Here is a 15508-nt window from a genome sequence, read left to right as displayed (position 1 = left end):
ATACAAAAATAACAGATTAATAGTATATGGGCAATTGTTTGTGAAGAAAGATTCAGATATGATTTATTTTTGAACTCCTTTGAATGATTATCGGACTTCATATCGGACATTATATTAATTCATTCTTTCTCAATGTAACGAAATATAGTGTTGGTCTGTAAATAGACCAATTTGAATGATATGAGTACTTTTATTTGTGAATAAATCCTCAACTTTGTACTGATAAAATATGATTATATAATATAGGGTACAAAATGTTTGATGCAAATGTGAAAAATAAGTTGGAAAGTCTATTTGTTTCTATTTTATTTCTTGTCGTAGCATGTGGTTTGATTGGTTGGACTACTGCTACAACTGATAAACGCTTTCCTGATGATGTTGAAGCTGTATTAAATAAGGCGGGAAGTAACCGACCAGAATTGGAAAAAGCCCTTGCTTATTTTATGGAGAAAGGAGACGAACAAATGTTGCAAGCTGCTTATTTTCTAATAAGAAATATGGATATTCATTATTCGGAGACCTATGTTTGGCAAGACAGGGAAGGAAATAAAGTAGAGTTCAGCGAGTTTGATTATCCCAACTTTGCTTTGGCTGTAGATGCGATTGATTCTATCCGCAAAGAGCGTGGCGGGTTGGAATTTCGTGACACGGTTATCTATGATGTGGAGTCAATAACCGGACAATTTCTGATAGATAATATCCATTGCGCTTTCGAGTCATGGCGTACTTCTAAATTTCGGGATATTCCATTCGATGATTTTTGTGAATATATCCTTCCTTACCGGATAACGGTGGAACCTGTGCAGGAGTGGCGGCAGACTTATCAGAAAAAGTATCGATGGATGACTGAAAGTTTGTGGGAAAACAGTCTTGAGAAAGTTCTTGTTTATGCCGGACTTGATTTTAATATATGGTTTACTTCTACCTGGGGAAAAGAGACTCGAAATGAACCTCTTTCCCGCTTGGGCGCACAACAGCTCTTATTTCGTAAAAAGGGAGCTTGCGAAGATATTGCAGCCTTACAGGTTTTTAGTCTCGTTCTCAAGGAATTCCGGCTTCCTACAATATTATTACCTATTGGGCTACTTCTATGGGTTCTCATTTTGTGAACAATGTTTTTACTGAAAAGATGGACCCGTTGCGATTGGATGTGACAAATAATACAGTTGTAAATCGTGGATTGAATCGTGAACCGGCCAAAGTCTTTCGTGTCACATATTCAAAACGTCCTGAAACAGTAGCCATGCAGGAAGATGTAGAAAATATTCCACCCGGTTATTTACAGATGTGCAACTACGTAGATGTAACTTCCGAATGGTGGGAAACCTGCGATCTTACAGTTTCTTTGTTTGCAGGAAAAAAAGAAAGGATAACTTATGCTTATGTATTCAACTACGGCGATTGGAAACCTGCATGGTGGGGAAAGACAAATGGCGATTCGGTGACGTTTGCTGACATGCCTGTAGGTGCGGTTTTCTTACCGGCATATTACCGGAATGGATGGATGATTCCGGCAGGCTTTCCAGTGATTAATAAAAAGGAAGGAGCGGTATGCCTGAAACCGGATTTGCAACATACAAGGAGTATCGAAATCAATCAGCAGGATAACTATCTGAAGTTTCGTCCGGGCAAGCGGTATGAATTATTTTATTGGGATACAGACTGGGAATCTGCAGGAATACAGATTCCTTCTAAGGAGTCGACGAGAATGGTATTTAAAGATGTACCGTCTAATGCTTTATTGATATTGATTCCGGAATATACAGCCGGAAAAGAACGTCCGTTCATCATCGATGAGAGCGGAGCAAGACATTGGTGGTAAATATAAAGAATAAATCTGATATGAGAAGAATACAGTTGTCTTTAGGCATTGCATGCCTGTTTTTGATGTATTTAACGCCTGTATTGGGTCAGGTAAGTAATTGCGACATAAACGAATTTCCTCCACATATTATCTACCGTATGCAGACGATAGATAATATAATCCGACTTTCGAAACAAAGTTTGCAGAATCTAGGTCTGTACTTTATCCGGCAAGATAGTCTGGCTGCAAATATATTGCATGACAACGGCTTTCATGCATCTCTTACTGAATTTTATCAGACGCCTGTAGACGAATTGCGAGGAATTATTTCCGACTTGGAATTCAATGATTACAAGATTATAATCCGGTCAAACCGTTCTTCTCGACTTCGTGAGATTGTATACTGCAAGGATAAGATCAATCTGAAACCATCGGAAGTTCGTGGTTTGTTACTGTGTAGTGACCGGATAGAAAGAAGGATCGGGCAAAAAGGTTTCCGGCAACGGGAAATGGAATTCCGTTGGGCGGATAGTATTATGGGGCAGGAGAGATTACGTCTTTTCTACCGTACAAAGTATGAAGATAAAATACATAAGACGGTAGCAGAATGGTATAACGGAATGAAGAAGGAACATTGGATTAACGTGCGGGAGGACAGTGTATCTATATGTGCTTCTCTGTTGCGCTTTGAAAGTGAACGTTTTTCCTATTCTGAATATTGGAAAAATGCGGGAACTGCCTCCCTTTATAAAGAAGCGATGGCAACAGATCTGTTTAAAAAGCCCGAAAGTCTGAAACAATGGGAAACTTATAAGAAACTTCCTTCCTGGTCATTGATTCGGGATGTTCTTTATAGTAAAGAGCTGATAGCATTGACAACCGCTCAAGTGGACTCGTTGTTCGGTATTCCCGAACGGCTGGAGCAGTTGAAAGAAGAAAAGAAGAGACAGAAAGAAAAATATCTCCAAAGAGGTTTGGAATATTCTCTGGTGAAAGAAGTGCTCACACCTGTGCAAATAAATGTGGTATTGAAAGAAAAATACGGAAATGAAATGCGGCAGAGTGTGGAAAAAGACCTGGAAACACTTGAAAAAAATGGCCTGCTTCAGGGGAGAGATGCCGGAATAATATCGAAAGAGTTGTTGGATTATAAATTGAACCTAAAGATTGCCAATGTATTGGTAGAGTTAGAAAAGTCGCGAGAACATGTATTTAAGCGTTATGATTTGGAAAATAATAAACCGGTACTGATACGAAAGCTGGAAGAAATACGGAAGCTGGAGAAAGAAAAGAAGAAGGTGCAGTTTTAATAGTCATCATTAATTAAATACAAACAAAATGGATGCGATTAGGAAGCCGGTAGAGAAAATGCTCGTATTACTTTTAGCTATTTATATCATTATGTTACCTTTTATGTTCGGTATGTTTGCCGGGTATCAGGTGTTGACGTTTTCCGTCATTTATCTTTCAATGTGTGTGTTTGTGTCCGTTGTCTGCTATACCGGGCAGCGTGTCACTTTGACATGGATGGATATGGCTGTGTTACTGCTTTTCATTTACGAATGGCTTCATGTCGCAATCATCAGTGACGGGCAGGTAGACGTATTGGTTTATTATGAGTGGATGGCATTGGGAATGATCTATTTGCTCTCAAGAATGATGGCGGGCTGTTCAGGTCTATTGTTCATGCTACCGTTTGCTGTTGCTTTGTCCGGAGGGCTGCAAAGCCTTGTTGGTTTCTTGCAATATGGGGGAGCTTTAAAAAGTTCAGGTGAAAACTTTGTGTTGACAGGATGCTTTGGCAATCCCGGCCCTTTGGGTGGATATTTGGCTGTTTCTTTAGTGTCTGCTATTTATTTGTTGATGCAGAAGAAAGGTCTTGCGTGGAGAATAATCGGTATTATATTGTCTTTGCTTGTCGGAGTGATGCTGGTTTGTTCGGATTCCAGAGCCGGATGGCTGGCTGCCCTAGTTCCCGGTCTTTATTTATTGTATAAAGTCCGGTTGTTCGATATTAAAAACAGGACAAGTAAAAATGTACTTTGTACCGCATTGATTATTTTGTGCATAATTATAGTAGCTGCACTCTATCAATATAAGAAAAAATCTGCCGATGTCCGTTTGTTAATATGGACAGTGGGTGTTGAAATGCTTGCCGAGGCTCCTTTGTGCGGACATGGAACAGGAAGTTTCGCTAAGGAATACATGGAATATCAGGCCAGGTATTTTGAACGTCATCCGGATTCCGTATATGCTTCTCTTTCTGATAATAATACGCAGGCTTTCAATGAACTACTGACCGTATTATGTGAACAGGGGGTGATAGGTGGATTGCTCATACTGTTTCCTGTCGGCATAACGTTCTTCGGGAAAAAAGGGACATTTGGAATACGTGGTTTATTGCTTTCACTTTGCGTCTTTTCCTGTTTCTCTTATCCGGGAGACATTTTTCCTTTAAAGGCTTTCTTTCCATTATTTTTAGGAACTATTCCCTGTGACCGATTGGTTGGCTTTTCGGTAAAAAAGAAAGTGTTTGCATTGCTTTTTCTTCTTTGCTTATGTCCGTTATTTATGTTGAGCATTAGGACTAAGAATCTGTATGAGACAGCTTTCATTCAATTAGAGCGAAATAAACCGCAAATTATTTTGCTCTATAATAAAGAATATATGTCCCGTTATTTGCAGTTGTTGTTGGAACATAAAGAATATGGAGAGTTTGTCCGCTTGGCAACGGATGTCAGTTTCCCATTTATGACCTCGATGCTCAAATGCGACATCGGAACATGCTATATGCGAATGGGAGAGTATGAAAAATCGGAAACAGCTTTAAGGTCTGCCTATTGGATGGTCCCTTCTAAAGTATTGCCCAAATATTTACTGTTTACCCTTTATCGTGATGCCAGGCATTTTGAGAAAGCCTGTGATAAGGCAAAAGAAATTTTATCTCTGAAAGTCCCGAAAGTAGGTTCTATTTATTTGGCGGCACGTGCAGAAGCAAGGACTTTCCTGCAATCAGACGTTTGTCGGGAAAAGCGACAGAGTGAAATAAAATGAATTTCCGGAAATTAATTATATCTAACTCAAGTATTAATTTAACTTTTATGCTTATGAAACACAAGAATTTGTTTCGATTGTTTTTTATCTCCTTGCTTCTGTCTACCTTTTGGAGCAGTTGTCTGGACGATCCTTTAGATTGCGTTCAGCCCGGCATGGATACTCCTGCGGGTAGCTTGCCGCTATGCGTGAATATTTTGAATCTACTTCTCCTGCTTTGCGTCAGGTCAGCTTAGGTTCATCTGCCCGTAGCCGTGTCAATTCTTCTCCCTGGAGTTCCTATGACATTTCTCCTAATTGGGATAAGGCCCGTGTTTGGGAATCTTATAAAAAGACTTATGTGGAGGTACCTTTGAAAGGTGACGGTGTTTTCCGTTCTTCTATCATTGGTTCCGGTCGTCGTAATAAGTCCTATCCGGCACGTAGTTTTCTGATACTGACGTTGGACAATGTAACGGAAGATATTCATTACCATGTGGCTACCACCGTGTTGGAGACCCGCGGTCGTACCAAACCCAAAGAGGAGGATTTCCAATATGTGGGTAATGCCGATTTTAACGGTTTCCTGATTTTCTCCAGTGTGAGCGGTAGTTTCCTGAAAGGTTTTCATATTCATGGTGGGAAGTCTCATCTGATTTATATTGGTTCTCCCAGGGCAGCTACCCGTTCGTCTGAACCTTCTTCACGTTCGTATCATTTAATGCTCACTCCTTCTGTTGTTCGTTATTCTTATGATGAATCCGGTGGTGGCGGTGGCATTCAAAGTGGTAATTACAAGTATTGTCAGAATTGTTGGAGATTATATAATGTTGATAAAAATTCCGAGTGCCCTTATTGTGGTGGCGGTTCTGGTGGTGGTAATTCTGGTGGTGATTCCGGCGGTGATTCCGGTGGTGGTGATTCCGGCGGTGATTCCGGTGGTGGTAGTTCTGGTGGCGGTGAAACAGGTGGTCCCATTTATTGTCCTTTCTGTAATCAGCCTATGATATCACCCTTGGCAGTTGCCTAATGGTTGCGAAGTTGAGATAACTCCTCCTGAAGGCGACCTAGTTTATTGTGAGATTTGTGGTGTCGTATATGATACGGGTCGTTATCGGAGTTGTCCTAATGGTTGTGAGGTTTTTTATTGTGATGTCTGTGGCAAGTTCCCTTGTATTTGTTTCAATGACGCTTGTGAACGTTGTGGTAGTATCACTTGCCCCGGTCCTTGGTTCTGTTCGGAACGTGAGTGTACGGGTGAGAAGTGTAAGGTCTGCGGAGGATATAAAGCAAGTACGCGTAGCGGTTCGGATTGTCCGGTGTGTATGTGCGAAGAAAATCCAGATATGGACGAGGCGCTAAAGAGTAAAGTGAAATTTTCCGTTAATAGTTCTAAGATAACGATGTTGCAACCGTATGGATTGAAAGTGGGGCTTCTTGATAGATTGCAGACAACCAAGATAGAATATTGGATAAAATGGGAAGATATGGTGGATACTGATCAAGGTTGGCTGTTGCAAGAAGGTAATTCTTTGAAATGTGATGTTTCTGCCATACGTCCCGGTTGTTTTAAGGTCTTTGCTGTTGTTACACTTTCAGATAATACCGTTATTACAACGGATTTAAAAGACATTGAGGTTCGATACCCTCATGCAGACAAGGATATCGCCAATTCTCCGGTTGTGAAGGCTAAAATGGAAGAGGTCTGGCAGGCTACCAAGAATGCTATGACTACGACACATAGACAGGAAAAAGGTTGTTGGATTTATTTGAATACATTGACTGGTCAATATGAGTTTGGAGATATTGATAATGGTCCCTTGGTCGAAAATAACGGAAAGGATGGTGGTCATATTTCTCCTTCTGTTCCTAAGAAAGTAAAGCAGTCGGAATCTCCTTTGGAACATGGGTACTATCGAGTCGCTTACCTTGGTCGAAAATAACGGAAAGGATGGTGGTCATATTTCTCCTTCTGTTCCTAAGAAAGTAAAGCAGTCGGAATCTCCTTTGGAACATGGGTACTATCGAGTCGCTTACTTTCATACTCACACTCCTTGGAAAAATTGTCCTGAAAACTCGAGGCGTCCGGTAGGTCCTTCTGATAAAGACCGTGAGTGGGGCAGCGATAGCAAGAATGCTCCTTTATTCGTGTATGATTACAAGGGGAAATATGACTTATATACGGAAACTTGTTTACTTTTGGGTGGTCATGAGTTGAATGATCCTGCCGAGGTTGTTTATGTGGGTATAGATAGATGCCGGACTCCGCGTAATGCCTATGAATATTAACTATTAATTTAAAATAAGGAAAGCATATGAGAAAGTTTGTATTGTTATTCAGTTTTTTAGTAAGTTTTGTCCTGACCTCTTATAGTCAGAATTTGGATTCTATTCCGAAATCCAAACGTAATTCTCTGTTGAAATCAATGGCAACAGCCATTGTTATGAAACATGGTCCGGAATATTATCGGGATGAGATAAAAATTAAACGTATTGTTATGCTTGATCACCCTAATATGCACAAAATAGACAAGCAGCATATAGGTGAACCTGTTTATCAGGTCATTTTTCTATATGACAGCCGTAAAGAACGTTTTGAAATGAAATTTGCAGCAAGTGTGACTTTTTGGGGAATTACAGGTAAACCTCGTGATGTTACTTTTGGTAATGGCATAGGTCTGAGTTTTGATATTCCCGCAGATAAAAATCAAGATTTTAAAAACAGTTATGATCCTCTTCCTTTAAAAAAGAAGTAAGGATGAATAAATAAAGTAATCTGCCATTCTAATATTGTGATGGATGGCAGATTACTGATTGGATAATAATGTTTTGAGAGTATGAAAAGTTTGATAGTTTTGTTTTTAATAAGTTTGTTTTCTCTGTCACTTTATTCACAGAATTTGGATAGCATGTCTGTTTCAAAACGTGATTCAATGTTAATAAATATAGCAAAAAGTGCTGTGAAGAAATATGCTCCGGGTTATTTTCGTGAATATGGAACACCAGAGATAGAAAGATATATTTGGGATGGGGAAGAGGATTTGGAATTTGGAGAACGACTAGGACGATCTGTTCTTCGTGTGACATTCTCTTATGATGAAAGTAAGGATTATTTTGGTTATGGTTTTTCTGCAATGGTTGATATTTGGGGGGATGATGGGACATTAAAAGGAGTTATGGGTGGCCATGGCTTTGGTCGTAGGATTAGCGTGCATGAAGCTAACTCAAAGGATAAAAATATAGAGATTGTTCCTTATGTAGAACGTAAACGGCCAGAGAGACACTAACGAAAAGTGGAAAGGGAAAAACTGAAAATGATAGTCCATTATCAGTCTGGGACGACCAACGTAAGTGTGGAGGAATATATAAAGTTGATAATGAACCGATCGTTCCGTAATATAAGACAATAGCCCTAGTCTTTTAAGGTAGTAGGGTGCGAACTAGCAATGGAAGTGACGTTTCTCATTTCCATTGCTACTTTTATTAAGTGTTTCTAAAAAGTGAATTGAGGTGTGAGGATATGAGGTATGCTTATAACGTTAATGATAGTTTTCCTTCTCCTCTACGAATATCTAGTTTTCTACTGATGTGTTGGATGAATGATATATAAGCAATAATTTATAGGGGATGATTTAGGAATGATGTATTTTTGAACTTCTTTGAATGATTATTAGACTCCATATAAAGTCGTATACCAAAGATTTGGAACTTTTTGAATGATTAGAATACCCGTTTCTCTATTATTTTTAAGAACTTTGCCACTGTGAATTAGCTCGATGACTTACGTTGGCTATAAATTTAAAATTAATAATAAAAAAGAATAGACATGAATTACACAAAAATGAAATTTGGTTTAAAGAAAGGGATAGTGGGTGTATGCATCTTGGGAGCAATACTATTGTTTACTACCCCGCTTTCGGCACAAACGAATGGTAAATCCGGTAAAGGATTATACGAACTGTTTAGTACTAAACTGCCGGATGGGGCACAATGGGTAAAAGATAATAAGTATGTTCGGAAAGGAGGGTACTCAAAGAAGACAGAAAACTATATATATGTAGGAGCTGCTAAAAGTCCCGCAGAAATGACAGGTTTATCCATCCCTATCCGAGAAAACCCGGGACCGGGTGAATATCGTTATATTACTTTTGCCTGGGTGAAATGGGGGGGAGAACAGATTGGAATGAAATTTCATGTTTCCGAAAAGTCAGCCAGTCAAAAAGGAAAGAAATATGATTTTACTTATATCGCCGGAGAACCAAAAGATTTGATAAACCAGTTGAAAGGTCTGGATCTTGGTGATAAGCCTGGACACTGGATGGTGATGACACGCGACCTTTGGAAGGATTTCGGTAATATTACTTTAACCGGTATATCATTTATCTGCCCTGAAAAACGGGATGCGGGTTTTGATGAAATCTTTTTAGCAAAAACGCAGGATGATATAAAAAATGCTCCGAAAGTACTTCCGAGTGAGGTTGCTACTGTTGTTCCGGCAGTGGAGGAAGATGATGAGTTGATGTATGATGAGGCTGCATCAGATAGTATTGCTGCTGATCAGGGGGTACAAATCGACTGGGGAGCACAGATTAAGGCAGGTGGTACAATGATGTATCCATTATATTTGTTGGGATTGATTGCTCTTGTAATTGCAATTCAGAGACTGATAACTTCGCGTCAAGGTCGTCTGGCTCCGAAACCTTTGTGCAAAAGTGTCAACGAATGTTTGGCAAATGGAGATTTGAAAGGAGCATTGGCTGCTTGTGACAAATATCCTTCTACACTAGCCAACTCACTACGTTTTATTTTTGAGCATGTGAAAGCCGGGCGTGAGGCTGTAAGCCAGACGGCAGGTGATATGGCTGCACGTGATATTCGTACACATTTGGCACGTATATATCCTCTTTCTGTTATTGCTTCATTGGCTCCGTTGATTGGTCTGTTAGGTACTGTTGTAGGTATGATAGAAGCATTCGGCCTGGTTGCTTTATATGGGGATGAAGGTGGTGCTTCTATTTTGTCTGATTCTATCTCCAAAGCATTGATAACAACTGCTGCCGGTTTGATTATAGCTGCTCCTGCCATTGCTTTATACTTTATTATCAAGAATCGTATCATGCGTATGGCTTCACTGGTAGAGGTAAAAGTGGAAGAAGTGATTACCAAATTGTATCTGGACAACAAGGAGGAAAAGAATGAGACTGAATTATGATGACGATGATAAGGTAGAAGTACAAATGTCTCCTTTGATAGACTGTGTGTTCTTGCTGCTCATTTTCTTTTTAGTAACTACGATGATGAAAAAATGGGAAATGCAGATTCCGTTAACGCTTCCTACAATGACTTCAAGCCTTTCCACTACACGGGCAGGCGAGGAAGCGGTGATTATCGCAGTAGACGAAAAGAAGAATGTGTATCAGGTAGTAGGACATGATGCCTATTCGGGGGAAAGTACTTACTTGCCTGTAAAAGATTTAAGCGCTTTTCTTTCTGAATTACGCAATAGTCGGGGAGTGGAAACAAATATCGATGTGACGGCCTATCGCACTGTACCGGTAAGCACAGTAATAGAGATATTCGACCAATGTCAAATACAGGGGTTTACACATACACGTGTACGCCTTGGAAGCAAACCCTATTAAGCCTATGAGACTATCATTATTTAATAACGAGGACGAACCGGAAGTTTCTATGTCTCCTTTAATCGACTGTGTGTTTCTTCTGCTTATTTTCTTTCTGGTATCTACCATGACGAAAGTGAAAAATAGGGATATTCCCGTTGATCTGCCAACTTCACAATCGGCCGTTAAATTGAAGCCGGATGATAAGCAGGCTATTGTAGGATTGGATGCCGATGGTAATTTTTATTGGGACGGGCAACCTTGTTCTACCAATTTTATGATGGAACAGTTACGACAGACATGTATCATTGACCCGGGAAAGCGTATTCGCATTGATATGGACAGGCATACTCCGTTCGGACGTTTTGTAGAAGTGATGGATGCTTGCCAGTTTTATAACTTAACTAATATAGGAATCAGGACGTATGACGAAAACTACAACAGGGAGTAGCCGTCTGACGGTTATACTATCATGGATGATAGCATTGATTTGTTTTGTGGGTGGAGCACTCTATATTTGGAAGATGCCGTCTCCGGATCAGGAGGCGATGGATTTGCAAATGAAACAGCAGAAAAATCAAAAGTCCAGGAAGAGTTTGACGGAAAAGGTAAAACAGGAACAGGCACAACGGGCACTACCTGCTAATTATGCCAGACAGTTGGTAGAACAGTCGGAAGTTTTGGTAAAGAAGAATCTGGAAGAGCAGGTGAAGAAGTTTCAAACGATGGCTGAAACAATGAGACGGCGTAAAGACGATATGTTGGCGAAAGTGGAAAAAAGAAAATTGCCATGGGGAGCACCTGCTGATGCGAATGATACATCGAAAGCGCGGGCTATTCCTCAAGCAGGAAATCCGTCAGCCAATGCTTCTGTAGAAGAACTTTATGCTGTATTACGTGACTATGAGGCTGAAATTCAACAAAGTCATTTGGCCGTGAGTGCTGCTAAACAGTCTTTATCCAAGGGACAGTCGTTTCCTGAAGTGTATAGTTCTTTGAAAGCGGGTAATTCACGTATGCCGAGTTTTGATGAATTGATAAGAATGCAGTCAAGGGATAGTGAGTGGGCAACTTCGGCAGGCAGTAATGCTAGTGGAGGATTGGAAATAAAGAGCACTGCTGATTTGAATAATTATCGTGGGTTGCTCGGACAAGCTACTCGTCAGGCAGGGTTGGCACAATCTCGTTTGGAAGGGTTGTTTGGGGCAGTTCGTCAGGCTGGTAATCCTGGGAGCGGAATGAGACAAGGTAATGGCAGCCCGGGGAATGGAGGCTCTGGAGGTAATGGTAGCGGTAATGGAAATGGAACTGGTATGGGAGGAAGTGGAGAAGTTTCTGCTTCCGGAGGCGGAAAGGGAACATTCAGTGCTTATTCAGGATCGAAGTTGAGCAAGGAAATGGTGAAAGCACAAGCGTTGCCCGGACGGCGTTTCTCTAAAGATGCAGAACGTAAGGGATGGCTCTATATCAATACATGGTATATGATTGGACCGTGGGAGAGCTTCGGTCGAGAGGATTTTTCCATCGTTCATCCACCTGAAGTTTCTATTGACTTTGATGCTGTATATACTGATGGGCAGATAGGAACAGGAATTGCGGAAACGGATTCCGATCCGCTAAAAGTTATCGGAGACGAGGTTCAGCTTGACGGGACGCTACGTTGGAAGTTTATGCAGAGTGAATCGATGCACAATGTCCCACCTGTGACTACCGGACATTCAACTTACTATGCTTATACCGAGCTTTATTTTGATGAAGCTACGACGATGCTGGTAGCTATCGGTACGGATGACAGCGGGCGTGTATGGATTAACGGCAAGGATGTATGGCGTGACTATGGAACCAGTTGGTATAATATTGATGAACATATCGCTCCTTTTCAGTTTCGACAGGGGTGGAATAAAGTTTTGGTCCGGCTGGAGAATGGAGGTGGCGGGCCGTGTGGGTTTAGTTTTTTGATTATTCCCCAAAATAAATAGATAGATGTGTGTTTAAATAGAAAGATTGTTTAAGGATTAATTATTGGTAGAAGTTATGTGAAGGCTTTATGTGCCTTCCATAACTTTCTTTTTATGAATTTGATAGAACATGGTACATATAGGTCAGTTGATACAAAAAGAATTATACCGTCAAAATCGGTCTATTACTTGGTTTGCGGAGCAGCTATGTTGTTCTCGAAGTAATATTTATAAGATTTTCTCTCATTCCGATATCAATACTATGTTACTTTTCAAAATATCAGTGATTCTTCATTGTAACTTTTTTCGGTATTATTCGGAGTCTTTAGAGGTTATTGAAAAAATGTAAACTTTTTGGGTACATAATTTCCTCTTTGATTCCATTTATTCTCTTTATCTTGTGCCCATTCATCAAAAGAATATATTAAATTGATTGTTTGACCTTCTAAATTAGTACTATAATGAGAATATTAATATGGGGAATGATGTTATTCACAAGTTTACATGTCTATTCGGCTACGTTACCCGGTCTTAAAGGCAATCTAGCAGACAAGATTCATCCATCTTTGAAGATGGCGTTGTTAAAGGAGGAGATGATTTCCGATACTTCTTATATCTCACTTTTGGAAATAAAAGCGATCGAAAAACTGGAATTGCAAACAGACTTTCGTGTTTGGGATAGACAATCCAGAAAATCTTGTAGCTTTAAGATTAGTTCGTTGGAAGGGCTTGAATACTTTACTTCTTTGCGATACCTTGAGATAGAAGGGAGACGGCGTGATACCATTTTGCATATTCCTTCATTTTCCGTATTTAAAGAGTTGCGTGAACTGAAAATCAAAGACTTTTATCTACCTGCTGTAGATGTGGGCGGTTGTCGGGACCTGGTTTCTTTCACTTGTACTGGTTGTGGTTTGGAAACATTGGATTTACGGAAAAATATTTATCTGCAGAAGCTGGATTGCTCTTTTAATAACTTATCCACAGTAGACTTGAGTCGCAATCGCCGACTTCAATCTGTGATTCTTAAACGACAGACTGCTTGGGGAGTACTTGATGGAGATGAAAGACCCGGCGTTTTGGTCAAATTGTTGCTCCCGGATAACAGACATGCTAAAGAGGGGGTTCTGAAGCTGGATTGTTCAAGAAATAGATTGGAGAATCTGGATATAGGCCGCCTACCTTATTTAAAACAATTGAATTGTAGTTGGAATAAATTAAAAACATTGGATGTGTCGTGTAATACGGAATTGCGGGAGTTGGATTGTGCTGGAAATTATATAGGCGAATTGAACTTGAATCAAAACTTCCAATTGGAGTCGCTTGTATGTGGGCAGCAAGGATATACATGGATACGCAACCGTAATGAAGATTACCGTCTGTTGAGAAAATTGTCACTTCCACGTCAAAAAGAAAATGAAGCGGGCATTTATCTCCGTAAGCTTTCGATAGCGGAAGTAGGAAAGGAAGCTATTCCTGTATTTAGTGAATTTCCTTATTTGAAGGAACTGAATTGTGAAGATAATGAATTGGAGAAGATTGATTTGAGTGCTAACAAGGAGTTGGAAATTTTGAATTGCAGTGGGAATCAGATTGCGCAGTTAGATTTCAGCTCAAACAGGAAGTTGCATTCATTAAACATTGAAGGATGCCCTTTACGCTCGTTGGATTTGATAATGACGGTTATAAAGAATATCAAATGTGATTCTTACGAACAAAGAAAGTCATTGTTAAAACGTCATGCTATCCGCTCTTTAATTCTGATACTGAAATTACCCGAGGGGTATCACGCCGAAACAATTGATTTCAGAAGAGCCGGTGGCGGGGCATATTTCCGGTATAATTCGGAGTCTATTGCTTTACCGCCCCAGTATATAAGGTTGGTAGTCTCGACAAATTATAAGAAGTAATGTGTTTTTGGTAAGATGAAAGAAGGTAAGCAAAAGTGCCGGATATTGAAGACAATCCGGAAGCAGATAGCAGAAGCGAATGACATAAAGCTTGTAACATCTAAATGTAGATATCGGGGGGATTGTCTAGGTACATGTCCTAAATGTGAAGCTGAAGTCCGCTATTTAGAAGAGCAACTCCTTTTTCGTCAAAGAATAGGACTGGCTGTCAAGATAGTAGGTGTTTCGTTGGGAATGTCTACTATGGGGACTACTTCTTTATATGGACAAAAGGTGGGAGAAGATAGTTTGAAGAACGATTGTACTATGCTTCCACAAGTAGAGGTCGTAGGATGGAAGGCTGTTAGAAAAGTTTCGGTTGCAGGAGGAATTGTCCTTGTTTCACAAGATAAACATTCTGTTTCTGTAGAAGGAGTAGTAATGGATAAATGCGGTCATCCGATAATAGGAGCAGAAATTGTTGAAAAAGGAACAGCTCATAGGACGCTCTCTGACCTCAATGGGCGGTTCATCCTTCAAATATCCGGAAAGAGAGCAGTTTTGAAGGTTAATTACCCCGGTATGAAAACGAAGAGTGTGAGAGTAAGGAAGAGAAAGGTTAAAGATATAAAAGTAGTGTTGCATAAGAGTCGCAGAGTATTGGACGAAGTATTATAAAAATAATAGAATATGAATATAGTATTATTGAATTTTGTTTGGAGCGGTGTTATTATAGGAGAAAGCTTTATTCGTTTTTGGTATATAATACCGGCTACCATTATTATTGAAATGGTAATAATTAAGTTGATGACTTCTCATCTGTGGGGAAAATCATTACTTATCTCTACAGTTGGAAACTTGGTTTCTGGAATTATTGGGACTATTGTTATAGGATGTGCCAGTATATTAATTGATTTTCTGTTTGGCTCGGATTTCTTTCCGACTATGTTCATTACTTGGATTCTGATGTTTGCCGGAAGTTTCGGGCTTGAATACTTGACAGTGAGATGGATCTTTAAAGATAAGAGCCGGGCATTGATGTGGGCGATACTTAGTGGAAATGTTTTGAGCTATTGTTTCATTGTAATTTCTTTGCTTGTTAAATATTGGATTAAATAAAAGTTTGAAAGTTATTAATTTGTATGCTTTATAACAAAGATATCTGATAGTTCTTTCTCCAAAAAGACAATTTTTTATATATTG

At 39.8% G+C, this 15508-nt stretch carries 16 protein-coding genes; all 16 read left to right on the top strand.

Going from position 1 to position 15508, the window contains the following annotated elements; translation table 11 throughout:
• The first annotated feature begins 254 nt into the window (after positions 1 to 254).
• Positions 255 to 1109, top strand: a complete 855-nt coding sequence (locus tag DXA05_RS04630; RefSeq protein ID WP_284515416.1) for a hypothetical protein — start codon at positions 255 to 257, stop codon at positions 1107 to 1109.
• Between the two features lie 20 nt (positions 1110 to 1129).
• The gene (locus DXA05_RS04625) at positions 1130 to 1822 is read left to right on the top strand and encodes a hypothetical protein (protein ID WP_284515415.1); all 693 of its coding nucleotides are present in this window, start codon (positions 1130 to 1132) and stop codon (positions 1820 to 1822) included.
• Between the two features lie 20 nt (positions 1823 to 1842).
• Positions 1843 to 3114: a hypothetical protein gene (locus DXA05_RS04620; RefSeq protein WP_128858854.1), complete on the top strand. Its 1272-nt coding sequence runs from the start codon at positions 1843 to 1845 to the stop codon at positions 3112 to 3114.
• Positions 3115 to 3142: 28 nt separating this feature from the next.
• Entirely contained in the window at positions 3143 to 4858 is a 1716-nt protein-coding gene (locus tag DXA05_RS04615) for an O-antigen ligase family protein (RefSeq protein ID WP_128858853.1), read from the top strand.
• 184 nt (positions 4859 to 5042) lie between these two features.
• Positions 5043 to 5867 (top strand): hypothetical protein, encoded by an 825-nt coding sequence (locus DXA05_RS04610; protein ID WP_128858852.1) that lies wholly within the window; start codon positions 5043 to 5045, stop codon positions 5865 to 5867.
• Positions 5860 to 6780 (top strand): hypothetical protein, encoded by a 921-nt coding sequence (locus DXA05_RS04605; protein ID WP_128858851.1) that lies wholly within the window; start codon positions 5860 to 5862, stop codon positions 6778 to 6780. Before DXA05_RS04610 ends, DXA05_RS04605 begins: the two co-directional genes overlap by 8 nt.
• The gene (locus tag DXA05_RS04600; protein WP_128858850.1) at positions 6743 to 7126 is read left to right on the top strand and encodes a hypothetical protein; all 384 of its coding nucleotides are present in this window, start codon (positions 6743 to 6745) and stop codon (positions 7124 to 7126) included. Before DXA05_RS04605 ends, DXA05_RS04600 begins: the two co-directional genes overlap by 38 nt.
• Positions 7127 to 7263: 137 nt before the next feature.
• Entirely contained in the window at positions 7264 to 7593 is a 330-nt protein-coding gene (locus tag DXA05_RS04595; RefSeq protein ID WP_284515414.1) for a hypothetical protein, read from the top strand.
• A gap of 81 nt (positions 7594 to 7674) precedes the next feature.
• Positions 7675 to 8124 carry a hypothetical protein gene (locus DXA05_RS04590; protein ID WP_128858848.1) on the top strand — a complete coding sequence of 150 codons (450 nt, stop codon included), beginning with the start codon at positions 7675 to 7677 and terminating at the stop codon, positions 8122 to 8124.
• Between the two features lie 539 nt (positions 8125 to 8663).
• Positions 8664 to 10049 carry a MotA/TolQ/ExbB proton channel family protein gene (locus tag DXA05_RS04585; protein ID WP_128858847.1) on the top strand — a complete coding sequence of 462 codons (1386 nt, stop codon included), beginning with the start codon at positions 8664 to 8666 and terminating at the stop codon, positions 10047 to 10049.
• A complete protein-coding gene (locus DXA05_RS04580) occupies positions 10033 to 10479 on the top strand; it encodes a biopolymer transporter ExbD (protein WP_004325585.1) in 447 nt (148 codons plus the stop codon). The genes DXA05_RS04585 and DXA05_RS04580 overlap by 17 nt, the downstream gene beginning before the upstream one ends.
• Before the next feature lie 4 nt (positions 10480 to 10483).
• A complete protein-coding gene (locus DXA05_RS04575) occupies positions 10484 to 10909 on the top strand; it encodes a biopolymer transporter ExbD (RefSeq protein WP_128858846.1) in 426 nt (141 codons plus the stop codon).
• Complete coding sequence (locus DXA05_RS04570; RefSeq protein ID WP_128858845.1) at positions 10884 to 12437, top strand: OmpH family outer membrane protein; 1554 nt, start codon at positions 10884 to 10886, stop codon at positions 12435 to 12437. The genes DXA05_RS04575 and DXA05_RS04570 overlap by 26 nt, the downstream gene beginning before the upstream one ends.
• Before the next feature lie 440 nt (positions 12438 to 12877).
• Complete coding sequence (locus DXA05_RS04560) at positions 12878 to 14326, top strand: leucine-rich repeat domain-containing protein (protein ID WP_128858844.1); 1449 nt, start codon at positions 12878 to 12880, stop codon at positions 14324 to 14326.
• 15 nt (positions 14327 to 14341) lie between these two features.
• Positions 14342 to 14983 carry a carboxypeptidase-like regulatory domain-containing protein gene (locus DXA05_RS04555; RefSeq protein ID WP_128858843.1) on the top strand — a complete coding sequence of 214 codons (642 nt, stop codon included), beginning with the start codon at positions 14342 to 14344 and terminating at the stop codon, positions 14981 to 14983.
• A gap of 12 nt (positions 14984 to 14995) precedes the next feature.
• Positions 14996 to 15424, top strand: a complete 429-nt coding sequence (locus DXA05_RS04550; protein WP_128858842.1) for a hypothetical protein — start codon at positions 14996 to 14998, stop codon at positions 15422 to 15424.
• The last annotated feature ends 84 nt before the right edge of the window (positions 15425 to 15508 follow it).

This window comes from Bacteroides sp. AM54-2NS, assembly GCF_003602935.1.
Taxonomy (GTDB): Bacteria; Bacteroidota; Bacteroidia; order Bacteroidales; family Bacteroidaceae; genus Bacteroides; species Bacteroides xylanisolvens.
Note: the sequence above shows the minus strand (reverse complement) of the source record. Positions and strands in the feature narration are given on the sequence as shown.